Genomic DNA, 25,857 nt, shown 5'->3' on the forward strand with positions numbered 1-25,857 from the left:
TGCCACTGGACTCGCTATTCTGCCGCGAGTCGCGCGCTACGCAGCGTCACGGTGAGCTCCGTAGCGGACGCGCGGTCATAGCCGATGAGCGTGTATTGGGTGCTGGTTCCAGGCCCCGGCCGGCCCGGGATGGGTGGCGCTATTCTCCGGCGTGCTCGCCGCCGCGGGTCATGTCGTCTCGTGGGTTGTCCGGTAGAGGTCGCGTAGCGTGCCGATCTCGCCGCCGTGGTGCATGACTTCGCGGTGATGTGCAGGATCAGGGCGATCATTGGTTCGTTGGCGAAGAAGGCGCCTTTCGGGCCGAGCGGGCGTTCGAGGTCGGTCTGATCGAGGGCTGTGATGGCGGTGTGCCAGTCGTGGTAGGAGTCGGCGAGGAGTCGTCGCGCGCCGTCGGCCGTGCCTGGTAGTTCGGCGGGCTGGTGGTCCGGGTGGAACATGTGCTTGTCGGTTTCGGGCCCGAAGAACGTGCTGGTCCGCGTTGACATCACGGTGGCGACGTGGATGATGCGCCAGGCGAGCGTGGTGAGCGGCGGTGGTTTGGGTTCCGGCTGGACCATGTCGAGGACGAACTTGCCGTTCTCGTCGCTGCGCAGAGTCCAGCAGCCGTCCGCCGGTTCCCAGAAATACTCGTCATCGGTGAGCCCGGTCAAGCGCGGCCAGAGGTTGGTGTCCCAGTAGAACTCGAGCTGCGAAACAATGAGGCGCGCATAGTCGATCATGAACCATCTCCTCGATCGCCACATCTTTCCGGCGGGGTCGCCGCGTTTGCAACCCGCGGCCGGCATTGCCGGGGTGCTCGTCCACGGCCGGCTCGACCTCGGCAGCCGCGTCGACATCCCTGCCGGCTGTCGAAACACTGGCCTGACGCACGGCTGGCGCTGATCGACGACGCCGGCCACGGTGCCGGGTGCGGCATCGGCGACGCCGTCATCGACGCCCTGGACCGCTTCGGCGCCTCTACCACGGCTTGGGAGATCGATGAAGTGGTGCTCGCGGCGGAGCAAGCGAGCATCCATCCGCTCATAGCCGTACCAGCCGACCGGCCCTGCCGCGATATCGGACCCGGCCCAGGCGCAGCGCTCCACCGGAATCCAACGTTTGGCCAGCTCAAAGCATGTATCGCGAAGGCGGTTCGGGTACCGCCCAAACGAATTCACGTTTCCCCAGGTCACATGCTGTTGGTGGGCCGGACGTTGCACCATGCGAACCGCTTAACCGCCGTCCCTGGAAACGTGATGCGCGTACGTTTCGCCAGTTCACGCAGCAGGTTGGAGAGCGCCGAAGGTTGTTGATCGGGCGTCTGCGCTAGCATTGCTATCAACCCCGAACGCGGAGGAGAAGGCGATGGCGGCCCTGAGCATCCGAGATCTGGACGACTCCGTCAAAGAGAAGCTACGTCTGCGGGCCGCCCGGCACGGCCGTTCCATGGAGGCCGAGATCCGCCTCATCCTCACTGCCGCCGCCACTGAGGAAGAGCGCCTACCCAACGACTTGTTCACCGCGCTGACCGAGCGGTTCACGCAGCTCGGCGGCGTTGACCTCGACGTACCGGCCCGGACCACCGCACCCCGAGCGGCGGACTTCGGCGAGTGATGATCGTCCTGGACACCAACGTCGTTGCCGAACTCATGCGCGCCGCTCCCGCCCCGGCCGTACTCGCCTGGCTCCAGCAGACGTCCAGCACCGGCCTGTTCACCACGTCGGTCACTGTCGCCGAGATCCGGTACGGCATCGCCCGTCTACCGGACGGCCGCCGCAGACAGGACCTGCACCAGGCGGCCAACGAGATCTTCGCGGCCTTCCCGCGACAGGTCCTGCCGTTTGACCTCGCCGCTGCCACCGCCTACGCGGACGTGGTCGCCGGCCGCGAACGAGACGGCAACCCGATCAGCGGATTCGACGGCCAGATCGCCGCCATCTGCCGTTCTCAAGCCGCAACCCTGGCCACCCGCAACACCAAGGACTTCATCAACACCGGAGTCACGCTGATCGACCCGTGGCAGGACACGACCGACGGCAAGCCGTGAGCAGGCCACTCAGCGCACTCACCGTAACGTGGGGTCTGGGGGTCGCCCCCAGGTAAGTACCGTGGACCGGATGTGGCACAACCGCCGGGTCGCCCCGGGCATTTCAGCCCGAGGCTCCCGCAGATCCGTACGTAAACCTCTCGGTTTATACGGCTCCTGTCACTCTGTTCAGCCGTGAGAAGTGCAGTTTCCCCGTCTCTCATCCGCTGCTACCCACCCTTGCCGGGGCGCCTTATTTTTCGGATAGCGCTAGCCTTTGACTGCCGAGCAAGGCGGCTCACCGGGTGCCAGCGGTGGGCGCCGTGTTCCTTCTCCCGCGCACTATCGCGTTGGTAGCTGTACAGCCTGTGGCACCGCTACCTGGCCGGTTGTCGGTGCCGTGGACGGAACTGCCGCAGCGGTGAGCGTTTCCAGAGACAGCGCCGGCTTCGTCAGGTGACGCGCAGGTCCGGCGGGTGCGCGGGCGAGAACTGTGTCTCCGCTGCTTGGTGCGCCGGAAACGTTGGGGGCGTACTGTCGTCGGTGCGGCCGGTCACCGGCTGCCGCCTCGGACCCCGGCGTACGTCGCTGCGCCTCAAAAGGGGTAGGCCATGACAACGTATTTGACGTCCGGCTGCGCCGTCGTGGTGGTGGCGCATCAGCGGCAGGTCGAGGTCCGTGTCGCTGGGGATCTTGATGCGGATGCGGAGCCGGCGCTGAGCGACGCCGTCGCCGGAATCGCGGCCAGGTCGCCTGAAGCTGTTTTCGTGGATCTCGCCGAGGTTGCCTTCGCGGGCGCTACGCTTGCCAACTTCCTCGCGCGGCTTATCGATGTCCTGCCGCAGGCGATGTCAGTGACGGTGTGCCGGCCTGGGCCGATGCACCGTTGGGTCCTGGAGGTGACCGGCGTGGCGCAGCACTTGATGATCAGCGCCGTGCCGGCCGCGCCGATGTCAGCTCGTGAGGACAGCCGTGCGCTCCGGTGATGTGCTGGGTGACACGAGCGCGGATCGTTCCCGGCGAGCAGAAGGCGGCGACCGCCCGCATACCGGGATGGATCGGCTGGGGAACCGGCTAGAATTGGGCCTGGACCACCTCAGCGCGGTGATCAAACCCCGGCTTCGGGGTTGGCTGCATGCTGTCGCCTTCCCGGTCGCCGTGGCGGTCGGGGCAATGTTGACCGTGCTGTCCCCGGATGCCGGTTCCCGGCTGGCGTTGACGCTGTTCACGCTGTCGGCGGCGCTGCTGTTCGGTATCAGCGCGCTGTATCACCGCGGTCACTGGACCCGGCGAACCCACGGCGTGCTGAAGCGGTTCGACCACGCCAATATCTTCCTGATCATCGCCGGCACCTATACGCCGTTCTGTGTGCTCGCGCTGCCGGCCGGGCAGGCCCGGACCCTGCTGTGGATCGTGTGGTGCGGCGCGCTGGCCGGTGTCGCCTTCCGGGTCCTGTGGGTTGGCGCGCCGCGCTGGCTGTACGTGCCGGTGTACATCGCCCTGGGGTGGGTCGCCGTGATCTACCTACCCGGATTTTGGCGGGCAGGCGGCGCACCCGTCGTCACGTTCCTCGTTCTCGGCGGCGCGCTCTACACCCTCGGCGCTGTCGTCTACGGCCTGAAACGGCCCGACCCCAGCCCGCGCTGGTTCGGCTTCCACGAAGTCTTCCACGCCCTGACCGTTACCGCCTTCACCGCCCACTGCGTCGGCATCTCCTTCGCCCTGCACACCTCCCCCGCTTGACGGGCGCTCCCACCGGGGCCGGCTGAGCGAGAACCCACGTAGTGCTGTGCGTGCCGGGCGACTACGCTTACCGGCAACGGCCAGCCTGGTCGTTGCCCACTGCCCCAGACCCGGCGGTTCTCATGCTCGGAGGGTGCAGTCATGCGCGTATATCGGGGTCGTGCCCGAGTACGACCACTCGCGCCGCCGTCAACACCGGACCGGCGGGGATAGACCGGCATGAACCCCGAGCGCGGCAACGACGGATCGGCGCTGCCATCAGTGTCGGGTGGCGCGGTGAGCCGACTGCGGACGCTGTGCGCGGACGCGACCCGGGCCCTGTCCGCCGCAGGCGTCGGCGTGAGTGTGATGGCCCGCGACGGCGCGTACGGCCTGGCCGCCGCATCGGATCCGGCTACCGAACGCATCGAAGAGCTGCAGCTCACCTTCGGCGAGGGCCCCTGCGTCGACGCGTTCACCACCGGCCGCCCGATCCTCATCGCCGACCTCGACGACGAAGCGGCACAGCGATGGCCGGTCTACACCCCAGCCGTGCACCAGGCCGGGATCCGGGCCGTGTTCGCATTCCCGCTGCAGGTCGGCGCGGCCCGTCTCGGCGTCCTCGACGTGTTCCGCACCCGGGCCGGGGCGTTGTCCCGAGATGAGCTCGGCCAGGCGTTCACGCTCAGCGACCTCGCGGTGACGACCCTGCTGGACGGTCAGGACGGGGCCCACCCCGAGCACGACGTGGACGAGGCGATCGAGCAGGGCGCGTCGCTGTGGCAGGCCCAGGGCATGGTGATGGTGATGCTGGGCGTCACCCTCGCCGAGGCGCTGGTCCGGCTACGCGCCCACGCCTACTCCACCGACCGCCGGCTGTCCGAGCTGGCAGCGGACGTCGTCGCCGGGCGGCTGCACTTCGATCGTGATCATTCGTGAACGCCCGTCACCAGGGCAGTCAGGCCGGGAGGCAGCCATGACCACCGTATCCGCTGAGCGCCTCGCGCAGGTCTTCGTCGAGGTCGCCGACACCCTCGTCGACGAGTTCGACCTGATCGAGTTCCTGCAGGTGCTCGCCGACCGCACCGCCGGGCTGACCGGCGACGCCACCGCGGGGATCCTGCTCGCCGACCCGAAAGGGCGCCTGCATTTCATGGCGGCCTCCGACGAGACCACCAAGTTCCTCGAGTTGTTCCAACTGCGTGAGCAGGACGGACCATGCATCGACGCGTTTCACAGCGGCGAACCGGTCATCAACACCGACCTCGCCGCTGGTGATGCCTCGGTGCGGTGGCCGCGGTTCGCGCCGCACGCTGCGGCGGCGGGGTTCCGGTCGGTACACGCGTTCCCCCTGCGGCTGCGTCAGGAGGTGATCGGCGTGATGGGCCTGTTCGGTGACACCGTCGGCGACCTCGACGACAGCGACGCCCAGGTCGTGCAGGCCTTGGCCGACGTCGCCGCGATCAGTCTGCTGCAAGAGCGCACCATCCGGCGCTCCGAGGTCCTCACCGAACAGCTACAGGGCGCGTTGAACAGCCGCATCATCATCGAACAGGCCAAAGGCGCCATCGCCCAAACCCACGGTGTCAGCGTCGATGCGGCGTTCGAGCTGATCCGCGGCTACTCCCGCAACACCAACCGCCGCCTCAGCGACATCGCTTACACCGTGGTCACCGACCTGGCCAGCCTGCCCGAACTCGCTCATCCCGGCTCCCGCTGACCGCTCGGGACGCGGCCGGTTCTCTACGACGAGCCGGTACGGTCTGGGCCTCAGCAGCTCTGCCCGGCTCGACCCACAACTCGAGCAGCGAATAGCGGCTCAAATTTCTTCAACGGCTCACAAGAAGTCTCTAATGGACTGGAATGGCGCGCCCGCCAAGCGACCCGAATATCAAAGCACCCTCGGGCGTCGCCGGGATGCCGAGCAGGTCGAGCGTTCTCGCTCCACCGGCTGGCCCGCACGTCGAGCAGCTGGGTGGGGTAACGGGCGTTGCCGACTTTGATCTGGTGGCTGCCGGTCAGGGCGAACAGCAGTCAGGAGTCGGACGACGGCGTCGGGCGTGCGGTCGAGCAGCCACCCGGGTCTTGGCGGCGCTGAACATCGGGTCGAGCGGGAGGCCGCTGATGGCCCGTCCCTGGTCGGCGGTCTCCGCAGGCCTTCGCAGGCGCTCACGTTCGTTGTCCTGCCGGCCAGCACCAGGTCGGGCCGGCAGGCCGTGGGGGTCCCGGCCGGTCGCCGACTCGCGCTGGGTGTTGGTTCCGGTCACCCCTTACCGCGCTGCGCGGCACGCCGTTGAGGCAGCGCGTGGCGGTGGTCAGGACGCTGTCGAGGATCTCGCCGGCGTCCTGCTCGGCGCAGCCGGGCGGCGGATAGCGGATCGGCACCGGCTCGTTCTCCTCCCGCACAACCATGCCGGCCGGGTCGACCAGCAGGCACTTGGTGGAGCTGGTGCACTGATCGATTGCGAGGACGAGGTCGTCAGACATGGGCGAGTTCCACGGCGGCGGCCCGGATGTCGGCGGCGGTGAGACCGAAGTGCTCGAGAAGGAAGGCGGTGCTGCCGGTCGGCGCGAACTCGCGGTCGATGCCGAGCATCCGCATCGGCACTGGTTGGTGTGACGTCACGACCAGGGAGGCGACCGCGGCGCCCAGCCCGCCGGTCGTGGTGGCCTCCTCGGCGGTCACGATGGCGCGGGTCTCGCGCATCGCCGTCCGGATCGTCTCCTCGTCGAGGGGCGCGATCGTCGACATGTTGAGCACCCGGAGGGAGACGCCCTGCTCGGCGGCCTGCTCGGCGGCTTGCAGCGCGCGCGAGACCATCGTGCCGGTGGCCACCACGGTGACGTCGCTGCCATCATGCAGGGTGGTCGCCGCGCCGAAGGTGAACGCAGTGTCGCCGGTCACCGGCGGCACCTTGAAGCGGCTCACCCGCAGGAATACCGGGGTGCCCGCGGCCGCCGCCCAGCGCACCGCGGAGCGGGTCTCGTTGGGGTCGGCGGGCACGACGATGCCGAGTCCGGCGATCGCGCGCAGCCAGGAGAGGTCCTCGATCGAGTGGTGGGTTGGGCCGAGTTCGCCGTAGGCCATGCCCGGGCTCATCCCGCACAAGACGACCGGGGACTGGCTGTACGCGACGTCGGCCTTGATCTGTTCGAGCGCGCGTCCGGTGAGGAACGGAGCGGCGGCGCAGACGAACGGGACGTACCCGCTGAGGGCGAGGCCGGCGGCGACGCCGACCATGTCCTGCTCGGCGATGCCGACGTTGATGAGCCGGTCGGGGAATTCCTTCGCGAAATCGACGAGGTTGCTGGAGCCGACCGAGTCGTTGCAGACCGCCACGATCCGCTCGTCCTCGCGGGCCAGTGTGATGAGCTCGTCGGCGAACGCGACCCGGCAGTCGAAGATCTCTTGGGCGGGTGCGCTCATCGGGCCAGCTCCGCAGCGGCCGCCTCGATCTGCAGGGCACTGGGAACCTTGTGGTGCCACTCGACGCGGTCTTCCATGAAGGAGACGCCTCTTCCTTTGATGGTGTTGGCGATGATGCAGGTCGGACGTTCGCCTCGTGGCGCCGTGAATGCGTCGAGCATCGCCAGGTGGTCGTGCCCGTCCAGCTCGAGGGCGTCCCAGCCGAAGGCGCGGAACTTGTCGTCGAGCGGGTCGAGCGCGCTGGTGTCCTCGGTGCGGGCGCCCTGCTGGAGGCGGTTGCGGTCGACGATCTCGGTGAGGTTGGCCAGGCGGCGGTGCCCGGCGGTCATCGCGGCCTCCCAGTTGCTGCCTTCCTGCAGTTCGCCGTCGCCGAGTACCACGTACACGTGGCGGGATGAGGCGGCGAGCCTGCCGGCGACTGCCATGCCGACGGCGATGGGCAGGCCGTGGCCGAGCGGGCCGGTGTTGGTCTCGACGCCGGGCACTTTGATCCGGTTGGGGTGGCCGTTGAGCGGCGAGAGCGGGCCGGCGAAGGTGTCCAGTTCGGCTTTCGGGAAGAAGCCGATTGCGGCCAGGGTGGTGTAAAGGGCGCCGGCGGTGCGTTTCTTCGACGAGACCGGCGGACACATCGAATCCGCCTTCGACGACCGCGTGCTGGGCATCAGCCCCACCACGCTACGGGCGATCCCACGCCGCGTCGCCGTCGCCGGCGGGATACGCAAGACCACCGCCATCAAGGCAGCCCTCAGCGGCGGATGGGTCCACGTCCTCATCACCGACCTCCAGGTAGCCCGCAGCCTCCTCGCACCCGCCGCACCGCGCCGCCGACCCGCCACGCGGCGCCGCCAGGCCGACGCTTAGGCGCCTCTGACCTGCTCTTCTGATCCCCTACCGAGCCACGACACGTGATTTTGCGCCGTACCCGAGGCCTCGTCGGCCGACTGGCCACGACACCATAGCCTTGCGACCCGCTTCTCCAGATTCCCGAAAAGCTGACCCGTTCCTCAACGGTAGCCACGGCGAAACTTCCGACGACGCCTGCCCCGAGCCCACCGGGCAGTGTGAACGCTCCAGACCTGCAGCAGCCGTAGACCTGGGCGGTCCCGGTCTGCCTCGTGCTCGCGCGGGCGGGGATCTGTGAAACTCGGACGAGAGGTGCCCGGGGTGACGAACCTCAGAGAACGCCTGGCACGGGCCGGCAAGGGGCGCGGAGCGGGTTTGCTGTCCCGGGCCGAGTCGTCGCTGCCGGTTCGCAGCCTGCTCCGCTTCCAGGCCCTCAACGGCCGGGACCGCGCTCTGGTACTGGGCGGCCAGGCCTTCACGACCGTCATTCCGCTGCTCATCGTGGTGGCCGCGGTGACACCTACGGACGGCCCGACCGCGCTGGCCGACCGGTTCCATGTCGGCGGCTCCGCGGCGCAGTCCATCCGCGTGCTGTTCGAGCGACCGCCCGGCGCCACCGGGGCGTTCACCATCGCGGGCGTGGTGGTCCTGCTGTTCGCCCTGCTGAGCTTGACCAGGTCACTTCAACGTATCTACGAGGACGCGTGGCAGCTGCCGGGGATAGGAGTGCGGGGCACCCTTAACGGAGCGGCCGCGATCGGCCTGTTGATCACCTCGCTCATCGTTTTGTCGCTGTTGGTCGGTCTCTTCCGGCACGTGCCGGCGGGCGGCGTGTTCGCCTCCGGCGGCTGCTCGCGGGCGCCTTCGTCGCCGGTGCGGGCAGCGCGGTGCTGAGCGTGTATTCGGCGCTGTGGATGCCGCGTCTGATCGAGATCAACGCTGGGCGCTACGGCGTCATCGGTATCACCTTCGCCATGTTGACCTGGTTGATCGTCGTCGGCTTCTGCGTCGTGGTGGTCGCCGTGATCAGCGCCGAACTGGGCGGCGCCGCCAGGCCGAAGCGGGGCCGCTGAGGCGGTGGCACCGTTCATCCGCACCGTGCGATGCAGCCGGCCGGACTGCCGTAGCAGAGTTCTCGGCACCGCTGGAAAGGATTGAGCGCATGCTCAAGAAGATCTACGACATGCCGGCCGGAACCATCGGCTTTTGAGGCGGTCGCCGTGGTCAGCGACGAGGATTGGCTCCGGCCGGCGGTCAAGGCGCTCTCGCTGCTTCTGCCCGGTGAGGCGAAGGCCTTCGCCGTACGTGACCTGACCGCCGCCAAGGCGTGGCTGGCCGAGGGCCTCGACCCGGACGGCGCAACCGTCCACGCCTGACTGTTCGTGCCGGCCGGCGCAGGCCTGCGCCCTGTGATGAAGCCGCTTCTCGCCGAGAGTCCGATGCGGGCAGAGGAGACGTATGTGGGATACATCGACGACTCGCTGTATCCGAGAAGATGGCGCCGTTGATCATCACGGCGGTGCCTTATGCGCCGCGCTGAACGTGCGCTTTCAGGCCCGGCCTACCGGAGCCGCACTTTCGGGCACGGTCCACGGCCTTGAGGTGGCCGTCATTCGCTGCGGGGGATCCCCGGGAAAGGATCCTGCGGCAACGTGAGGCTATGCAGTCGTTCGCCGGGAGAAGAACGGCAGGTTCGGCCGCTGCTGATCGGCTGGTCGAGCCTGGTATCCCCCGGCGGCATCCAGGCGACGGGCCGCCACCGGAGGAGGCCGGACAGCATGTCTCGCAGGGCCGGAGCTGTTGCGGCGGTGCTCCTTGCGAGCGGTTGTCTGTGGGTGCCGGCCCCGGCTGCAGCGTTCGGCACGATCGAGGGTGGGGGACAGCACCGGGAGCATGAGCGGATAACCCGTGCCGCTCTGGCCTGCGCGGCCGGTACCGAGTCGTCCGGCGACTGCTTCGAGCCGAAGTCGTCCGACCAACTCGCGGGCCACCGGAAGTCGTTCGGCGCCGTCGGCGCACCCGATCGCACCGAGGTGTCCGACCCGGCCGCGCACTGCGATGACGCCGACTTTCTCGACGGCACCTATCTACGGACACGTGCACAGGCCACCGAGAGTCTCCTTGACTGCGTCAACCATCTGCGCGGACGCTTCCGCGAAGCGGTCGGCAACGCCGCGGATCTGCTCGACAGCCAGGACGAGGTGGTCAGCGCCGAGGTGGATCTCGGTACCGATTGCGTACTGGACACCGGCTCCGAGCAGCGGGCCAAGTGCACGACCATCGAGGCCTTCGGCCGGGCTCTGCACGGGGTGCAGGACTTCTATTCGCACAGCAACTGGGCCGATGCCGCGGACCCGTCCCGGCCGATCGGCGCCACCAACCCGCCGGGCCTGAACCTGCCCGCCCCGAGTGCGGTACTGGACCTGCGTGGCACCAACGCGCCGACCGTTCCCGCCGCCCTGTCGACCGGTTGTTTCGTCCTACGAGACCGCGTTCCCGGCGTCGAAGCCTGCGAAAGGCGGATCACCCACGCCGGCCTCAACAAGGACAACGGGAAGGTCGATCCCCGCACCGGCAGCGCCACGCAGCCGACGACACCACGCGGCAAAGTGGGCGACAACTTCGCCAAGGCCGTCGCGGGGGCAATCGAGGAGACGCGGCATCAATGGCAAGAGCTCCGAGCGGCGCTGGAGGCCGGTTACGGCAGGCAGAAGGCGTCCCTCATGATCTGCGCGCTCACGCACGACGATCCGCTGAACGACTGCCGGCGACACAGTCGGTTAACCGTGGTCCTCGTTGTCTCTGCCGGCCTGATCGGTCTGATCGGCGCCGGCTTCCTGGTAGCCCGGATCCGCCGGCGGCGCGAACGACTCATGCGAAGCGGGTGACGTGCGGGCCGGCCCATCGGCGCAGTCTGAGGCGATGACCAGCCCGGAACAGACCACAAAGCTCACCCGTACCGCGCATCTGAGCCCGGCCGAACGGGCCCGGCTGGGCAAGGAAGCTCGCCGGACGGCGCCCTTGGAGTCGCACGCCGGGCTCACGCCCGCGGGGAAGCGGAATCCAGTCACCATCATGACGGCCGACGATGCGGCCCGGGTGCCGGAGCTGGTCCCGATCCGCTACGGGCGGATGCTGGTCTCGCCGTTCACATTCTATCGCGGCGCCGCGGGTGTGATGGCCGCCGATCTGGCGGCGACGCCGGTGTCCGGGTTCCGGGCACAGACCTGCGGGGATGCCCACCTGTCGAACTTCGGATTCTTCGCCTCGGCCGAGCGGGCGCTGGTGTTCGACATCAATGACTACGACGAGACGCTTCCGGGCCCGTGGGAGTGGGACGTCAAGCGGCTGGCCGCGAGCCTTGCGGTGGCGAGTCGCCAGAACGGGCACGACGCCAAGCAGAGCCGCCGCGCGGTACTCTCCGCCGTCGCCGCCTATCGCACGGCGATGCGCACCTTCGCGAAACGGACCAATCTGCAGGTCTGGTACGCGCAGCTCGACGTGGAGCCCATGCTCGACCGCCTGAGCTCGACGCTGACACCGGCGCAGGTGAAGAGCACGAGGGCGATGCTGGACAAGGCGCGGACCCGCGACAGCATGCAGGCCCTGGCCAAGCTCTCCGCCGTCGTCGGCGGCGAACGCCGCATCGTCGCCACGCCACCGATCGTGGTGCCGGTCGAGGACCTGCTGCCCGGTACGTCGGCGGATCAGCTCTTCGACGCCATGCAGGAGCTGATCGACGGCTACAGCCAGTCGTTGTCACCCGAGCGCCGGCATCTGCTGCGGCAGTACCGGCTCGTACACATGGCTCGCAAGGTCGTCGGGGTGGGCAGTGTCGGAACCCGGTCCTGGGTGCTGCTGATGATCGGCCGCGACGAAAACGACCCGCTGTTTCTGCAGGCCAAAGAGGCTGCGGCGTCGGTGTTGGAGGAATACGTCGGCGCCAGCGAGTTCGAGCACCACGGCGAGCGGGTGGTCGCTGGGCAGCGCACGATGCAGGCCAGCGGCGACATCTTCCTCGGCACCCACCGGACCCACGGCATCGACGGCAAGGACCGCGACTTCTACGTGCGGCAGCTGCGTGACTGGAAGGGGTCAGTGGAGATCGAGGGGATCCGGGCGAGCGGCCTTACCGCGTACGCGTCGATCTGCGGCTGGACGCTGGCCCGCGCGCACGCACGATCGGGGGACCGGATAGCGATCGCGTCCTACCTCGGTTCCAGCGACCGCTTCGACAATGCCATCGCCGACTTCGCCGAGGCCTACGCGGACCTCAACGAGAAAGACTTCCGCCTACTGAAGAGGGCCGTCCGGGACGGCCTGATCGAGGTGCGGGAAGGAATCTGAGCCTGTGGGGCTCGTAAATTGCGTTCTGGCTATGCTGCCTGGGCGTATTCGTTGATCAGGCCGCCGAGGATCGGTCGTCGTCGGATCTTGCCGGCGTCCTTGCGTGGCCCGGCTGGCGGTGGGTCTGGCGGTCGCTGGGCGAGGGCACGGTGGGGACGATGCCGGTTGTAGTGAGCGGTGTACTCGGCCAGCACGATGGTGAGATGTCGATCGTTGACGATGAGGATGCGGTCGCACTCGCGGCGCACGGTGCCTACCCAACCCCCGCACGGCGGTTCACTGTCAGGCGCTGATCGGCGGCCGTGCGCCAGGTTGGTCGTGGAGGTGTAGGCGAGTTCAAATCATGTTTGTCGTCGCGGTACGTTCGGTATAACTCGCGGGCCCGCGGAGGCGTTGAGTGTTTGGGACGGTGACACGCCGAACCGCGCACGGTAGGAGCCCGCGAAACGCCCGAGATGTCTGAATCCCCAGCGGTGTGCGACGTCTACCACCGTCGTCTGATTGGGGTCCGCCTGCCGCAGCTCCTCGTCGGCGCGGTCCAGGCGGACTTGACGCAGGTACGTGGTGGGCGAGATGCCGACGTATCGCCGGAAGCCTGCCTGCAGTGCCCGTTCACTGACGCGGGTGATGTCGGCGAGTTTGGCGATGGTGATCGGTTGCTCGGGCTGGCTGTGCAGGACGTCGATCGCCTGTCGTATCGCGCGGGGCGCTGGGTAGGGTCCGCCGGTCCTGGCCAGCCGGTCACGGTACGGGTGGTCGCTGGCCAGCAGTAGACCGCGCAGGAGCATCTCCTGAAAGGGCTCGGCGAGGAGTGGGTTTTGCGTCAGGCCGCGGTTCTCGCCGAGGGCGTCCGCGGCGAACACCCGGACCATGTTGGTCCAGGCGCGGCCGGGGCCGTGGGACTGGTCCAGCCGGTGGCTGAGCGGAATCGGGGAGCCGACGGGGGTGTCGAGCATGCGGGCCAGCTGTACTTCGAGGGCTTCGCTGTCGATTTTGATAGCCAGTAATCGGCAGTCGCCGGTCCACCGGTGGATAACTGTGTCGCCGGCCGGCTGGAACACCGCCCCGCTGGTGTCGGTGGCCACCCGGGGTTCGTCCTTGCCCTGCTGCCATTCGAGCTGGCCGGACAGGATCACGTCGACGTGGTACGCGCCGAGCTCGTACAGCCTTAGCTTGAGGTCCGTGCCGAAGCGCACATCACCGATGGTGACCGGGCCGAGCTTGGTAACCCGGAGCTGGGTGTCGAGGCTCCTGGACGGCTCCAGCATGTCAATGAAAGTGGAGTAGAAATGCTGGGCGAGCACGAACCGGGTCTCATCCAGGTCGGAGCTGTGCAGTGTGACCGCCTGGGCCCCGCTATCGGCCTCCTCGGGTCAGACGGGCCGCGCGCTGGACACCGCGGTCGAGCATCCGAGGAGATGAGCAGCACCGCCACCCAGATCGCCGCCTCCGCGGCCGAGGCCTCGCAGCAGGCCGACACCGTGTCGGCCGCCGTCGAGCTCGGCGAGTCGTCGGCCGAGATCGGCAACGTGATCAAGGTGATCACCGCGATCGCCGAGCAGACCACACCAACGGCGCGGTCTCCGCGATCGGCGAGATCGCCGAGGTCGTCAACCGGATCAGCGACTTCCAGACCACGATCGCCTCGGCGGTCGAGGAGCAGACCGCCACGTCGGCCGAGATGAACCGCAGCGTCGGCACGTTCAAGATCTGACGGCCTGCAGGCCGTACTTGCTCAGAAATTCCGTGGTCGACGCCAGGTTGGAGCGGGCACTCTCCAGGGCCCGCTCCTCCCAGGCGAACACGCACACCGTGGCGATCCCGTCGAACTCCACCTCGGCGAGCGTCCGGAAGAACAGATCCCAGTCCACCTCGCCCTGCCCGATGTCCAGGTGCTGATGCACCCGGACGGTCGAGCCCGGCGGGTTCACGATGTACCGCAGCCCGGACGAGCCCCGATGGTCGAACGAGTCGGCCAGGTGCAACTGGGTGAGCAGCGGCCCCGCGTGCTTCATCACCGCGGCCAGGTCGCCGCCCTGATGGAACGTGTGCGGCGCGCAGTACAGGAACGTCACCAGTTCCGAGTTGATGCCGCGGACCAGGTCGACCCCCGCGATGCCGTCCTCGACGAAGTCGTCGGGGTGCGGTTCGAGCACGAGCCGCACGCCCTCCCGTTCGAAGATCGGCAGCAACTCCTCGAGGGACCGCCAGAACTGCGCCTCGCTCTCCTCCGGCTGCGACGGGCGGCCGTTGAACTCGGAGTTCATCACCGTCACGCCGAGGTCGACGGTGATCTCGATGGCTCGCTTCCAGTACCGGACCGCGGCCTGCCGGGCATCCTCGTCCGGACCGGACCAGCGGAACAGCGGCAGCACCGAGGCAACCTCCACCTCGGCCGCCGCGAGCTCCCGGCGAAAAGCAGAGATTTCGGTACGCGACGCCCGCGGGTGCACGAAGAACGGGATGAAGTCGTCTCGCGGCGACAGCTCGATGTACCGATAGCCGAGGTCGGCCACCATCCTGGGCAGTTCGAGCAGCGGCACCCGGCGCAGCATGTACGGGTCCAGCGCGATCTTCATGCCGGCACCTCCGCGACGTACAACTTCGGCTGCTCGGCGAGGACCACGGGCACCCGGCCGCCGGAGCGCAGCGCCTCCACCCCGGCATCCGAGGCGACCGCCGCCGCGTACCCGTCCCAGGAACTCGGGCCGAGCGGCTGCCCGCCACCGGCCAGCGCGTGGATCCACTCCTGGAACTCCACGTCGTACGCCTGCAGGAATCTCTCCCGCCAGTCGGCCGGCACCGGCAGGCCGGCGCGCCCCTCCCGGCGTACCTCTATCGGATTTTGGACGCCCAGGGCGACCGTCCCGTCCTCACCGACGATCTCGCCGCGGATGTCGTAGCCGTAGCGGATGTTCACCGAGATCTCCACGTCGACCAGCACCCCGCCGGCCATCTCGAGGATAAGCAGCAGCGGGTCCTGGAGGTCGCCGCCGTGCCGGTTGCGGCGCGGGACCAGCACCCGGACCGCGGCGATCTCCTCGCCGAACATCCAGCGCACCATGTCGATCTCGTGCACCGCCGAGTCGGTGATCGACATCTCCTTCTGGAAGTGGCCGGGCACGCTCGCGTTGCGGTGCGCGCAGTGCATCAGCAGCGGCGCACCGATCTGCCCGCTGTCCAGCGCGTGCTTGAGCTGCCGGTAGGCGAAGTCGTAGCGCCGCATGTAGCCGACCTGCACCAGCCGGTTGCCGTGCGCCACCTCGGCCTCGACGATCCGCAGGCAGGCCTCCTGGGTGGTGGCCAGCGGCTTCTCGCAGAAGACCGGCTTTCCGGCGGTGATCGAGGCCAGCACGTACTCCTCGTGCGTCGGCCCCCACGAGCACACCACCACGGCGTCCACCTGCGGATCCGCGATCAGTTCGGCGCCGGTGGCATGCACCGCGGCGCCGATCCGGCCACCCACCTCGGCGGCCACCCGCGCGTCGACGTCGGTGACCGCGGTGACCCGCACGCCGGACAGCACCGTGGTCATCCGCCGGATGTGGTCCTGCCCGATCATCCCGGTGCCGATGACGCCCACCCGGATCATGAGGAGCCCCCAATGCCACAGGAGATCAAATAATCGCGGGTACGGGCGGCGATCGGCGCCGGGACCTCGAAGGCGACGGGATACATGTCCTGCTCCACGATCACGAACGTGTCCCGGCCGCGTTCCTCCAGCGCGCGCACCACGGACGGGATGCCCGGGATGCCGGCCGGCGGCTCGCAGCTGACGCCGAGCGCGACCGCCTGCCCGAACGCCATGTTCTCGCCCTTGGCCCGCTGCACCAGGACCGGGTTCATCTGCTTGATGTGGATATAGCCGACCCGGTCCGGGTGGTCCGCGATGAGGCTTGCCGCGTCGCCACCTCCGTACGCGAGATGCCCGGTGTCCAGGCACAGCGAGACGAACCGCGGGTCGGTCTCGGCGAGCAGCCGGTCGATCTGCGGCCGGGTCTCCACGTAGCTGTCCGCGTGGTGGTGGAACTGCAGCCGCAGCCCGTACTCCTCGGCGAGCACCCGCCCGAGCAGCGCCGTGCTCGCCACCAGCGTCTTCCAGCCGTCGTCGTCGAGCACCCCGGGTTCCAGGTACGCGCCGGTGACGTCGTCGCGATAGCCGGGCACCGGCACGAACACCAGGTCCTCGGCGCCCAGCGCGGCGGTCAGCGCGGCCACCGGCCGGGTGCGCTTGAGGATCTCGGCGAAGTCGCCGGCCCGGTGCAGTCCGCTGTAGCCGTGCATGGTGCCGCCGGAGACCCGCAGCGACCGGCGGGCCAGTTCGTCGGAGAGCCGGGCCGGGTCGGTCGGGAGGTAGCCGTACGGGCCCAGCTCGAGCCACTCGTAGCCGACGCCGGCGAGTTCGTCGAGGAACCGTTCCCAGGGCGTCTGCCGGGGATCGTCGGCGAACCACACTCCCCACGAGTCGGGGCAGCTGCCGAGGCGCAGCTTCACGGCGCCTCCCCGGTGGAGATCCGGTCGATGCCCAATTCGTGTACCTCTTCTCCGAGCAGCTTCGCGGCGTCCGCGGATCCGGCGCCGCCACGTTCGAGTTCGTGGCTGAGCTCCTCCAGCTCGGCGCCACCGGCCATGAGCGCCGTCAACTCCTCGCGGGTGATCTCGCTCTTGCGGTAATAGCCGAGGCTCTGGCCCCGCTTGAGCAGCAGGAACCGGTCGCCCACCGGATACGCGTGGTGCGGGTTGTGGGTGATGAAGATGACGCCGAGGCCGCGTTCGCGGGCCTGGATGATGTAGCGCAGCACCACCCCGGACTGCTTCACGCCGAGCGCCGCGGTGGGCTCGTCGAGGATCAGCACCTTGGCGCCGAAGTAGACGGCCCGGGAGATCGCCACGCACTGCCGCTCGCCACCGGACAGGGTGCCGATCGGCTGGTCCACGTCGCGCAGATCGATGCCCATGTCGAGCAGTTCCTTCTTGGCGGTGCGGCGCATGAACGCGATGTCCATCCGGGGGCCTTTGCGGACCTCGTTGCCGAGGAAGAAGTTGCGCCAGACCGGCATGAGGGAAACCACCGCTAAATCCTGATATACGGTGGCGATTCCCCGATCCAGGGCCTCCCGCGGCGAGGAGAAGCGGACCGGTGAACTCTCCACCTCGTAGGTGCCCGCAGAGTGCTGATGCAGCCCTGCGATGATCTTGATGAGGGTGGATTTGCCGGCGCCGTTGTCGCCGAGCACACAGGTCACCTCGCCGGCACTGACCTCGAGATCGACGCCGTGCAACGCGATGATGTTGCCGTAGTTCTTGCCGGCGTCGACAAGGCGAACGAGCGGAGCAGTGGTGGCGGTCATCGCATGGCCTCCGCTCGACGGCGGACGAAGGAATTCAGCAGGATCGCGCCGAGCAGCAACGCGCCGAGGAAGAAGTAGAACCAGTCCGGGTTCCAGCCCGCATACACGATGCCCTGGTTGGTCATGCCGAAGATGAAGGCGCCGATGGCCGCGCCGATCACCGAGCCGTAGCCGCCGGTGAGCAGGCAGCCGCCGACCACCGCGGCGACGATGTAGATGAACTCGTTGCCGAGGCCGACCCCGGACTGCACGGTGTTGAACGCGAACAGGATGTGCATGCCGGTGAACCAGGCCAGGAAGCCGACCGCCATGAACAGCCCGATCTTGACCTTGTCGACCGGCACGCCGACCGCGCGGGCACTGGGCGCCGAGCCGCCGACCGCGAAGATCCAGTTGCCGAGGTGGGTGCGTAGCAGGACCCAGGTGGCGACCAGGACGAACACGATCCACCAGAGCAGCGTGATCCGGATCGAGACCCCGCCGACCGAGAACGACGACGCGAACACCTTTTGCGCCGAGGCGAACCCGTCCATGTTCGACACGTCGTTGGTGGCGACGTTGCCGGTGATCGAGCGGGTCACCGCCAGGTTGAGGCCGCGCAGCATGAAGAACGTGCCGAGGGTGACCAGGAAGCTGGGTATCCCGGTCTTCACCACCAGGTAGCCGTTGATGAAGCCGACCACCAGGGCCACCACTAGCGAGGCGGCCACGCCGAGCCACAGGTTGGCGGTGAACTGGTAGGCGAACATCGAGGCGAACAGGGCCGAGGTGGTGACCGCGACGCCGGCCGACAGGTCGAACTCCCCGCCGATCATCAGCAGCGCGACGGCCACCGCCGGGATGCCGAACGTGGAGCTCACGTACAGCACCGAGGAGAGCGATTCGAGCTGCCGGAAAGGCGGCGCGACCGCGAAGAACACCAGGTAGATGACGATCGCGCCGAGCAGTGCGCCGACCTCGGGCCGGGTCAGCAGCCGCGAGGTGAGCGACCGGGTGGCGACGCGTTCGTCCGGCGGGGACGGGGCGGGAGCCTGCAACGTCGAGCTCATGGCCGCCCCTACCTGGTCCCGGCCGCGGCGAACTTGGCGACGAAGTCGACGTTGCTCTTGTCGACCAGGTACGGGCCGGTCAGCGTGGCCTTGCCACCGCCGAGCACGTTGCCGTTGACCTTGTAGAGCCAGATCGCGTCGATCGCCTCGTATCCCTGCAGGAACGGCTGCTGGTCGATGGCCCACTGGAGCGCGCCGGACTGGATCTGCGGCGGGATCTGCGGGTTGAAGTCGAAGGTGGCGACCTTGGCCTTGCTGCCGGCGCTGGACACCGACTGGATCGCGGCCAGCGCGTACGGCGCGCCCAGGGTGACCACCAGGTCGATGGTGGTGTCCTGCTGGAGCTTGGCCGAGATGGTGGACTGCACCGACGGCAGGTCCCGGCCGTTGACGTAGATCTTGTCGTACTGGCCGCCGAAGCCCTGCTGCACGCCTTCGCAGCGCGCCTCCAGCTGCACCTGACCCTGCTCCTGGACCACGCAGAGCACGTGTTTGGCACCGTCCGCCTTGGCCCGCTCGCCGGCGGTCTGGCCGGCCACGGTCTCGTCGGAGCCGAAGTAGTCGAGAATGCCGGAGCCCTCGAACGACGTGATGCCGGCGTTGAACGCGACCACCGGGATGCCGGCCGCGATCGCCTTCTTGACCACCGGCATCAGCGCCGGCGGGTCGGGCAGGGTGACCGCGAGACCGTCGACCTTGCTGTCGATCGCGCTCTGGATCAGGTTGGCCTGGTTGGCGGAGGTCGGGTCGGACGAGTACTTCAGCGTGACGTTGTCCTTGGCCGCCGCGGTCTCGGCGCCCTTGCGGATGATGTCCCAGAAGGTGTCGCCGGGTGCCGCGTGGGTGACCATGGCGACGGTGATGTTGGGGGTGTTCGCCTTGCCGGCGCTGACGCCGCCGGCGCCCTCCTCGGCGGCCTTGCCGCCGGAGCTGCTGCAGGCACTGACGGTCAGAAGAATGGCCAGCACGCCCGCCATTTTTCTTGAGATAAGGGACATATCTGATTCCTCCTCGACGACTAATGGGACGTGGGGAAGTGCAGCGACGCTTCGATGGGGGTGGAGACGTGCGGCCACCGTGAGGTGACGACCTTGCCGCGGGTGTAGAAGGCGATCCCCTCGGGACCGTGGATGTGGTGCTCGCCGAACAGGGAGTCCTTCCATCCGCCGAAGGAGTAGTAGGCCATCGGCACCGGGATGGGGACGTTGATGCCGATCATGCCGACCCGGACGCCGCGCTGGAACCGGCGCGCGGCCTCGCCGTCGTTCGTGAAGATCGCGGTGCCGTTCCCGTACGGGTTGCCGTTGATCACCTCGATGGCGGTGTCCACGTCGTCGGCGCGCACCACCGAGAGCACCGGCCCGAAGATCTCCTCGGTGTAGACGTCCATCCCGGTGCCGACCCGGTCGATGACCGTCGGCCCGACGAAGAACCCGTTCTCGTGCCCGGGCACCTTGATCCCGCGCCCGTCCACCAGCACCCGCGCGCCCTGCTGCTCGCCGGTGCCGATCAGGCTCTCGATCCGCTCCTTGGCGGCCGAGGTGATCACCGGTCCCATCTCGCTGCGCGGGTCGCGGCCGGCGCCGACCACGACGTCGGCGGCCTTGCGGGACAGCACCGACATCAGCGCGTCGCCGGCCTTGCCCACCGCCACCGCCGCCGAGATCGCCATGCACCGCTCCCCCGCCGAGCCGAACGCGGCCGCGGACAGCTGGGCGGCCGCGAAGTCGAGGTCGGCGTCCGGCAGCACGACGGCGTGGTTCTTGGCCCCGCCGAGCGCCTGCACCCGCTTGCCCCCCGCGGTGGCCTGCTGGTGGATGTAGCGGGCGATCGGCGTCGACCCGACGAACGAGACGGCCGCGACGTCCGGGTGCTGGAGCAGAGCGTCCACCGCGGTCTTGTCGCCGTGCACCACGTTGAACACGCCGTCCGGCAGCCCGGCCCGCCGCCACAGCCCGGCCACGTAGTTGGACGCACCCGGGTCGCGCTCGCTGGGCTTGAGCACGAACGTGTTGCCGCAGGCGATGGCGACCGGGTGCATCCACATCGGCACCATGGCCGGGAAGTTGAACGGGGTGATGCCCGCGCACACGCCGAGCGGCTCGCGGAAGCTGAACACGTCCACGCCGGTCGAGGCCTGGTCCGAGTACGAGCCCTTGAGCAGTTGCGGGATGCCGCAGGCGAACTCGATCACCTCGAGCCCGCGCTGCACCTCGCCGGCCGCGTCCGACAGCACCTTGCCGTGCTCGTCCGAGATGATCTCGGCGAGTTCCTTGACGTGCGCGTTCACCAGCTCGCGGAAGGCGAAGAGGATCTTGGTGCGCTTGCTGAGCGAGGCCTGGCTCCAGGACCCGAACGCGGCTTTGGCGGCCGCCACCGCGGCGTCCACGTCCTCGGGGGCGCCGAGAACCACTTCGTGCTGCTGCTCGCCGGTGGCCGGGTTGAAGACCGGGCCGCGGCGCTGCGACGTGCCGGCGGTGAACTCCCCGCCGATCCAGTGCTCGATGGTTGCCATGTCAATCCTTAGAGGTAATGCCGCTGGTCACGCTTGGCGGCCTGGTAGTGCGCGCGGGCCGCCTGCGTGGTCGCGAGGGAGGAGACCGCCGCCACCGGCACGTCCCACCACGACTCGGAGGACGGCACCGGCGAGTACGGATCGGTTTCGATGTGCACGACGGTGAGCCGGTCCGCCTCGCGGGCCCGCTTGAGCCCGTCCGCCAGATCGGCGATGGTGCGGCAGCGGATCACCGCGGCGCCCAGGCTTTCCGCGTTCGCCGCGAGATCCACCGGCAGGTTGCCGCCGTCGTAGTCGTCGCCCGGGCCGCGGAACCGGTAGCTGGTGCCGAACCGCTGCGAGCCCAGCGACTCGGAGAGCGCCCCGATCGAGGCGAAGCCGTGATTCTGCACCAGCACCACGATCAGCTTGGTGCCGTCGGCCACCGCGGTGACGATCTCCTGCGCCATCATCAGGTACGAACCGTCGCCGACCAGGGCGAACACCTCGCGGCTCGGGTCGGCCATCCGGATGCCGAGCGCGCCGGCGATCTCGAAGCCCATGCAGGAGTAGCCGTACTCCACGTGGTACTGCTTGCGGTCCCGGGCCCGCCAGAGCAGTTGCAGGTCGCCGGGCATGCTGCCGGCCGCCTGCACCACCACGTCGCGTGCTCCGCACGCTTCGTTGACCACCCCGATCACCTCGGCCTGGCTGGGCAGGGGTCCATGTCCTTGGCGGTACGCGGAATCGACCGTCGCCTGCCAGCTCGCCACGTCCGGGCCGTACTCGCCGGCGTACCGGTAGCCGTCCAGCGCGGCGCGCAGCGCGTCGAGCCCGGCTCGGGCATCGGCGACGACCGGGAACGCCGCCTGCTTGGCCGCGTCGAACGACGCCACGTTGAGGTTGACGAACCGCACGTCCGGGTGGGCGAACGCGGTCCGCGACGCGGTGGTGAAGTCGCTGTACCGGGTGCCGACGCCGATGATCACGTCGGCCTCGCGGGCCAGCCGGTTGGCCACCGGGTTGCCGGTCGAGCCGACCCCGCCGACCGCGTTCGGGTGGTCCCAGGCCAGGGCGCCCTTGCCGGCCTGGGTGTCGGCCACCGGGATGCCGGTGGCCCGGGCGAACCGGTCCAGTTCGGCCGACGCGTCGGAGTAGATCGCGCCGCCGCCGGCGATCAGCAGCGGCCGCCGGCTGTCCCGGATCACCGCGGCGGCGCGCTCCACGAAGGCCGGCTCGGGCACCGGGCGGGCCACGTGCCACACCCGCTTCGCGAACAGTTCCTCCGCGAAGTCGTACGCCTCGGCCTGCACGTCCTGCGGCAGGCAGATGGTCACGGCGCCGGTCTCCGCCGGGTCGGTCAGCACCCGCATGGCACCGAGCAGCGCGGCCGGCAGCTGCTCGGGCCGCCACACCCGGTCGAAGAACCGGGACAGCGGCCGGAACGCGTCGTTCACCGACACGTCGTACGAGCGCGGATCCTCCAGTTCCTGGAGCACCGGCGCGGCCACCCGGGTGGCGAAGACGTCGGACGGCAGCAACAGCACCGGCAGCCGGTTCACGGTGGCCAGCGCGGCGCCGGTCAGCATGTTGGTCGAGCCCGGCCCGATCGACGCGGTGCACGCCATGGTGGACAGCCGGTCGCGCATCCGGGCGAAACCGGTCGCCGCGTGCACCATCGCCTGCTCGTTCCGGGCCAGGTGATAGGGCAGATCCGCTTCGCCGGTGCGCTGCGCCTGCAACAGCGCCTGCCCGATCCCGGCGACGTTGCCGTGGCCGAAGATGCCGAAGCAGCCGGCGATCGTGCGCTGCTCCACCCCGTCCCGTTCGGTCCACTGGTTGGCCAGGAACCGCACCACGGCCTGACCCACGGTGAGTCTCACGAACGCGTCCTTTCCTTGACGGTGGTCAGCGGCAGCCGGGAGTCGACCGGAACGCCGGTCCAGGAGGCGCGCACCCAGCCGTGCGCCGGGTCGTCGCGGACCAGCCACTCGCGGGCGCCCGGGCCGGCCATGACGTTGAGGTAGTAGAGGTCGTAGCCGGGCGCGGCCATCGAGGGCCCGTGCCAGCCGTACGGGATCAGCACCACGTCGCCGGTGCGCACCTCGGCGCACACGTCGATCGGGCGGTCCTCGTGCCCGTACACCCGCTGGAAACCGCACCCGGCACTGCCCGACGGCGACGGCGCCACCTCGAAGTAGTAGATCTCCTCGAGGCAGGACTCGCCGGCCGCGTGCTCGTCGTGCTTGTGCGGCGGGTACGACGACCAGTTGCCGCCCGGGGTGAGCACCTCGCAGGCGATCAGCCGGTCCGCCTCGAACGACTCCGGCGTGCAGAAGTTGTTGACCTGGCGGCTCGCCTGACCGGCGCCGCGCATCTCGACCGGCACGTCGTCGGCCGGCCCGTAGCGGAACGGCAGCCGGTGGCCGGCCCGGGCCGAGGGCAGCGCGAACCGCCCGCCGTTGGGCGCCCGCACGGTCACCGCCGAGTCCCGCGGCAGGTATGCGAAATCGGTCACCCGGGAGAACACCGAGCGCCGCCCGGTCAGCGTGACCCGCTCGTCGTCGCAGGTCACGTCGCAGCTACCGGACAGCGGCAGCACCAGCATCTCGTCGTCGCCGGTGACGAACCGGGCCCGGGCGCCGACCGGCAGTTCGAGGATCCGCAGCCCGCTGAACCCCCAGCCGGCGTTCTCCGGGGTGACCACGGCGTCGAACGGCCGCTGCGCGGTGCTGCCCCGGCGCATCAACGGGTTGACCCGGGCGTACGTCATAGGAGTTCCACCGCCCGGTCCACCGCGTCGGCCACCGTGCCGGACGGCGGATAGAGCAGCGACCGCCCGATCACCAGCCCCTGCACGGTGGGCAGTTGCAGGGCTCGGCCCCACCGGGTGTAGGCGGCGTCCGCGTCGTCGGCCACCTCGCCGCCCAGGATCAGCGCCGGCAGCGTGGTCGCCGCCATGACCCGGTCCATGTCCCGCACCACCGGCACCTTCAGCCAGGTGTACGCCGAGGTGGCGCCGAGCCCGGCGGCCACCGTCGTGGCCCGGATCATCGCCTCGGCGGTCAGGTCGTTGCGGACCCGGCCGTCCACCCGGTGCGAGATGAACGGCTCCACCATGGCCATCCGGCGCCGGGCGGCCAGCGCCGAGACCGCGGTGCCGCAGGATTCCAGGGTGGACACCGTGCCCGGGTCGTCCGGGTCGATCCGCAGCAGCATCTTGCCGCCCTCGTAGCCGGCCGCCGCGATGCTGTCCGCGTCGTACGCGGTGAACCGGTCGTCCATCTCGAACGCGGTGCCGGCCAGCCCGCCGCGGTTCATCGAGCCGATCACCACCTTGTCGTCCATCGCGCCGAGCAGCAGCAGGTCCTCGAGGATGTCCGGGGTGCCGAGCACGCCGTTGACCCCGGGCCGGGCCAGCGCGGTGCGGATCCGGTCGAGCAGTTCCGCCCGGTTCGCCATGGCCAGCGCGTCGGCGCCGGCCCGCAGCGCACCCCGGGCCGGGTGGTCGGCCGCGATGATCATCATTCGGCCGTGCGGGCCGAACAGCGACTTGGGCCGGCGCCGGCCGGCCGCCGCGGCCGCGATCGCGTCCGGCCGGCGGGTGCGGGCGTCGAGCAGGTCGGCCAGGTCACGCATGGGTCGCCTCCGCCAGCAGTTCGCGTACCTCGGACTCGGTGGGCATCGCGTCCGCACAGGACAGTCGCGAGGCGACGATGGCTCCGGCGGCGTTGGCGAAGCCCATCGTCGCCCCGAGTTCCCAGCCGGACAGCAGGCCGTGGCACAGGGCTCCGCCGAACGCGTCGCCGGCGCCCAGCCCGTTCACCACCTCGACCGGGACCGGCGGCACCTCCACCCGCTCCGTGCGGGTGGCGGCCAGCACGCCCTTGGGCCCCTGCTTGATCACGGCCAGCTCGATGCCGGCGTCGTGCAGGGCGGCGGCGGCCTGCTCCGGGTCGCGCCGGCCCACCGCGGTGTCCGCCTCGTCGAGGTTGCCGACCGCCACAGTCGCGTACGGGAGCGCCTCGGCGTACCAGCGCCGGGCCTCCTCGCGGCCCGGCCAGAACATCGGCCGGTAGTCGAGGTCGAAGACCGTGGTCGCGGCCCGGTCGCGTACCCGCAAAGCGGCAAGAGTCGCGGAGCGCGACGGTTCCTGCGACAGGCCGGTCCCGGTCACCCAGAAGATCTCGGCGGCCCGGATCGCGTCCAGGTCCAGGTCAGACTCGTGAATCTCGAGGTCGGGGGCCTTGGGGAAGCGGTAGAAGTAGAGCGGGAAGTCGTCGGGCGGGAAGATCTCGCAGAACGTGACCGGCGTCGGCAGCGCCGGCACCGGGGTGACCAGGCGGTCGTCCACGCCGAACCCGCGGAGCGCGTCGTGCAGGAACGCGCCGAAGGGGTCGTCGCCGGTCCGGCTCAGCAGGGCGGACCGGCGGCCGTAGCGGGCGGCCGCCACCGCCACGTTGGCCGCGCTGCCACCGAGGAACTTGGCGAAGGTCTGCACCTCGCGCAACGACACGCCGACCTGTTGTGGATACAGGTCGACGCCCAGGCGTCCCATCGTCAATACCTCGTCCGCAGGCATGCTGATGCCTCTCCTGGTGCTCGAAGGCGAGCGCGG

Annotated in this window: 30 protein-coding genes and 1 pseudogene; 13 read left to right on the forward strand and 18 right to left on the reverse strand. The window is 69.4% G+C overall.

Annotated features, from left to right (window positions below; all coding sequences use genetic code 11):
* Positions 1-14 precede the first annotated feature (14 nt).
* A complete protein-coding gene (locus tag Ari01nite_RS11810) occupies positions 15-836 on the reverse strand; it encodes a DinB family protein (RefSeq protein WP_438872164.1) in 822 nt (273 codons plus the stop codon).
* Here Ari01nite_RS11810 and Ari01nite_RS49795 point away from each other — a divergent pair.
* The 7 genes and pseudogenes from Ari01nite_RS49795 to Ari01nite_RS11840 all read left to right on the forward strand — a co-directional run.
* Positions 751-959 (forward strand): annotated as a pseudogene (locus Ari01nite_RS49795) (hypothetical protein); the annotation flags it as partial. The gene Ari01nite_RS11810 and the pseudogene Ari01nite_RS49795 overlap by 86 nt on opposite strands.
* A gap of 385 nt (positions 960-1,344) precedes the next feature.
* Positions 1,345-1,593, forward strand: coding sequence for a FitA-like ribbon-helix-helix domain-containing protein (locus Ari01nite_RS11815; protein ID WP_203781217.1), 249 nt, complete (start codon positions 1,345-1,347; stop codon positions 1,591-1,593).
* Entirely contained in the window at positions 1,593-2,027 is a 435-nt protein-coding gene (locus tag Ari01nite_RS11820) for a type II toxin-antitoxin system VapC family toxin (RefSeq protein WP_203781218.1), read from the forward strand. The genes Ari01nite_RS11815 and Ari01nite_RS11820 overlap by 1 nt, the downstream gene beginning before the upstream one ends.
* 590 nt (positions 2,028-2,617) lie before the next feature.
* Entirely contained in the window at positions 2,618-2,992 is a 375-nt protein-coding gene (locus tag Ari01nite_RS11825; protein WP_203781219.1) for an STAS domain-containing protein, read from the forward strand.
* Between the two features lie 67 nt (positions 2,993-3,059).
* Positions 3,060-3,749, forward strand: a complete 690-nt coding sequence (gene trhA, locus Ari01nite_RS11830; protein ID WP_203781220.1) for a PAQR family membrane homeostasis protein TrhA — start codon at positions 3,060-3,062, stop codon at positions 3,747-3,749.
* Between the two features lie 276 nt (positions 3,750-4,025).
* Positions 4,026-4,667: a GAF and ANTAR domain-containing protein gene (locus tag Ari01nite_RS11835; RefSeq protein ID WP_239162674.1), complete on the forward strand. Its 642-nt coding sequence runs from the start codon at positions 4,026-4,028 to the stop codon at positions 4,665-4,667.
* 37 nt (positions 4,668-4,704) lie between these two features.
* Positions 4,705-5,448 (forward strand): GAF and ANTAR domain-containing protein, encoded by a 744-nt coding sequence (locus Ari01nite_RS11840; protein ID WP_203781222.1) that lies wholly within the window; start codon positions 4,705-4,707, stop codon positions 5,446-5,448.
* 449 nt (positions 5,449-5,897) lie between these two features.
* Here Ari01nite_RS11840 and Ari01nite_RS11845 read toward each other — a convergent pair whose 3' ends face one another.
* Genes Ari01nite_RS11845 through Ari01nite_RS11855 form a run of 3 tightly spaced genes read right to left on the reverse strand, consistent with a single transcriptional unit; the run spans position 5,898 to position 7,784 of the window.
* On the reverse strand, positions 5,898-6,215 hold the full coding sequence (locus tag Ari01nite_RS11845) for an FGGY family carbohydrate kinase (RefSeq protein ID WP_203781223.1): 318 nt from the start codon (positions 6,213-6,215) through the stop codon (positions 5,898-5,900).
* Entirely contained in the window at positions 6,208-7,155 is a 948-nt protein-coding gene (locus Ari01nite_RS11850; protein ID WP_203781224.1) for a transketolase family protein, read from the reverse strand. Before Ari01nite_RS11850 ends, Ari01nite_RS11845 begins: the two co-directional genes overlap by 8 nt.
* Complete coding sequence (locus tag Ari01nite_RS11855) at positions 7,152-7,784, reverse strand: transketolase (RefSeq protein WP_239162675.1); 633 nt, start codon at positions 7,782-7,784, stop codon at positions 7,152-7,154. The genes Ari01nite_RS11850 and Ari01nite_RS11855 overlap by 4 nt, the downstream gene beginning before the upstream one ends.
* Between Ari01nite_RS11855 and Ari01nite_RS11860 the strand changes: the two genes are divergently transcribed.
* From Ari01nite_RS11860 to Ari01nite_RS11885, 6 genes are all read left to right on the forward strand, one after another.
* Complete coding sequence (locus tag Ari01nite_RS11860) at positions 7,753-8,016, forward strand: sugar-binding domain-containing protein (protein WP_203781225.1); 264 nt, start codon at positions 7,753-7,755, stop codon at positions 8,014-8,016. The two genes, Ari01nite_RS11855 and Ari01nite_RS11860, sit on opposite strands and share 32 nt — an antisense overlap.
* 303 nt (positions 8,017-8,319) lie before the next feature.
* On the forward strand, positions 8,320-8,892 hold the full coding sequence (locus Ari01nite_RS11865; protein ID WP_203781226.1) for a hypothetical protein: 573 nt from the start codon (positions 8,320-8,322) through the stop codon (positions 8,890-8,892).
* Between the two features lie 2 nt (positions 8,893-8,894).
* Positions 8,895-9,071 carry a hypothetical protein gene (locus Ari01nite_RS11870; protein WP_203781227.1) on the forward strand — a complete coding sequence of 59 codons (177 nt, stop codon included), beginning with the start codon at positions 8,895-8,897 and terminating at the stop codon, positions 9,069-9,071.
* An 81-nt stretch (positions 9,072-9,152) separates the two neighbouring features.
* Complete coding sequence (locus Ari01nite_RS11875; protein WP_275410843.1) at positions 9,153-9,374, forward strand: SpoIIAA family protein; 222 nt, start codon at positions 9,153-9,155, stop codon at positions 9,372-9,374.
* A gap of 657 nt (positions 9,375-10,031) precedes the next feature.
* On the forward strand, positions 10,032-10,886 hold the full coding sequence (locus Ari01nite_RS11880; RefSeq protein ID WP_239162676.1) for a CinY protein: 855 nt from the start codon (positions 10,032-10,034) through the stop codon (positions 10,884-10,886).
* A gap of 34 nt (positions 10,887-10,920) precedes the next feature.
* On the forward strand, positions 10,921-12,345 hold the full coding sequence (locus Ari01nite_RS11885; RefSeq protein ID WP_203781230.1) for a DUF2252 domain-containing protein: 1,425 nt from the start codon (positions 10,921-10,923) through the stop codon (positions 12,343-12,345).
* A gap of 29 nt (positions 12,346-12,374) precedes the next feature.
* On the opposite strand, the gene Ari01nite_RS11890 is transcribed toward Ari01nite_RS11885, so the two are convergent.
* The 14 genes from Ari01nite_RS11890 to iolC all read right to left on the reverse strand — a co-directional run bounded on the left by Ari01nite_RS11890 (position 12,375) and on the right by iolC (position 25,821).
* Positions 12,375-12,656, reverse strand: coding sequence for an integrase core domain-containing protein (locus Ari01nite_RS11890; protein ID WP_275410844.1), 282 nt, complete (start codon positions 12,654-12,656; stop codon positions 12,375-12,377).
* 30 nt (positions 12,657-12,686) lie between these two features.
* Positions 12,687-13,649: an AraC family transcriptional regulator gene (locus tag Ari01nite_RS11895; RefSeq protein ID WP_203781232.1), complete on the reverse strand. Its 963-nt coding sequence runs from the start codon at positions 13,647-13,649 to the stop codon at positions 12,687-12,689.
* Positions 13,650-13,887: 238 nt separating this feature from the next.
* Positions 13,888-14,046: a hypothetical protein gene (locus Ari01nite_RS51675; protein ID WP_203781233.1), complete on the reverse strand. Its 159-nt coding sequence runs from the start codon at positions 14,044-14,046 to the stop codon at positions 13,888-13,890.
* A 2-nt stretch (positions 14,047-14,048) separates the two neighbouring features.
* Entirely contained in the window at positions 14,049-14,924 is an 876-nt protein-coding gene (locus tag Ari01nite_RS11905; protein ID WP_203781234.1) for a sugar phosphate isomerase/epimerase family protein, read from the reverse strand.
* Entirely contained in the window at positions 14,921-15,937 is a 1,017-nt protein-coding gene (locus Ari01nite_RS11910; protein ID WP_203781235.1) for a Gfo/Idh/MocA family protein, read from the reverse strand. Before Ari01nite_RS11910 ends, Ari01nite_RS11905 begins: the two co-directional genes overlap by 4 nt.
* A complete protein-coding gene (locus tag Ari01nite_RS11915) occupies positions 15,934-16,839 on the reverse strand; it encodes a TIM barrel protein (protein WP_239162677.1) in 906 nt (301 codons plus the stop codon). Before Ari01nite_RS11915 ends, Ari01nite_RS11910 begins: the two co-directional genes overlap by 4 nt.
* A complete protein-coding gene (locus Ari01nite_RS11920; protein WP_203781236.1) occupies positions 16,836-17,696 on the reverse strand; it encodes an ATP-binding cassette domain-containing protein in 861 nt (286 codons plus the stop codon). The genes Ari01nite_RS11915 and Ari01nite_RS11920 overlap by 4 nt, the downstream gene beginning before the upstream one ends.
* Positions 17,693-18,745, reverse strand: a complete 1,053-nt coding sequence (locus tag Ari01nite_RS11925) for an ABC transporter permease (protein ID WP_203781237.1) — start codon at positions 18,743-18,745, stop codon at positions 17,693-17,695. The genes Ari01nite_RS11920 and Ari01nite_RS11925 overlap by 4 nt, the downstream gene beginning before the upstream one ends.
* 8 nt (positions 18,746-18,753) lie before the next feature.
* Positions 18,754-19,722, reverse strand: coding sequence for a substrate-binding domain-containing protein (locus Ari01nite_RS11930; protein WP_239162678.1), 969 nt, complete (start codon positions 19,720-19,722; stop codon positions 18,754-18,756).
* A 41-nt stretch (positions 19,723-19,763) separates the two neighbouring features.
* A complete protein-coding gene (locus Ari01nite_RS11935; RefSeq protein WP_203781239.1) occupies positions 19,764-21,260 on the reverse strand; it encodes a CoA-acylating methylmalonate-semialdehyde dehydrogenase in 1,497 nt (498 codons plus the stop codon).
* An 8-nt stretch (positions 21,261-21,268) separates the two neighbouring features.
* Positions 21,269-23,122 (reverse strand): 3D-(3,5/4)-trihydroxycyclohexane-1,2-dione acylhydrolase (decyclizing), encoded by a 1,854-nt coding sequence (iolD, locus tag Ari01nite_RS11940; protein ID WP_203781240.1) that lies wholly within the window; start codon positions 23,120-23,122, stop codon positions 21,269-21,271.
* On the reverse strand, positions 23,119-24,012 hold the full coding sequence (gene iolB / locus Ari01nite_RS11945) for a 5-deoxy-glucuronate isomerase (RefSeq protein WP_203781241.1): 894 nt from the start codon (positions 24,010-24,012) through the stop codon (positions 23,119-23,121). Before iolB ends, iolD begins: the two co-directional genes overlap by 4 nt.
* Entirely contained in the window at positions 24,009-24,878 is an 870-nt protein-coding gene (locus Ari01nite_RS11950) for a Cgl0159 family (beta/alpha)8-fold protein (RefSeq protein ID WP_203781242.1), read from the reverse strand. The genes iolB and Ari01nite_RS11950 overlap by 4 nt, the downstream gene beginning before the upstream one ends.
* On the reverse strand, positions 24,871-25,821 hold the full coding sequence (gene iolC / locus Ari01nite_RS11955; RefSeq protein WP_203781243.1) for a 5-dehydro-2-deoxygluconokinase: 951 nt from the start codon (positions 25,819-25,821) through the stop codon (positions 24,871-24,873). The genes Ari01nite_RS11950 and iolC overlap by 8 nt, the downstream gene beginning before the upstream one ends.
* Between the last annotated feature and the right edge of the window lie 36 nt (positions 25,822-25,857).

It is taken from the genome of Paractinoplanes rishiriensis (assembly GCF_016862375.1).
GTDB lineage: Bacteria > Actinomycetota > Actinomycetes > Mycobacteriales > Micromonosporaceae > Actinoplanes > Actinoplanes rishiriensis.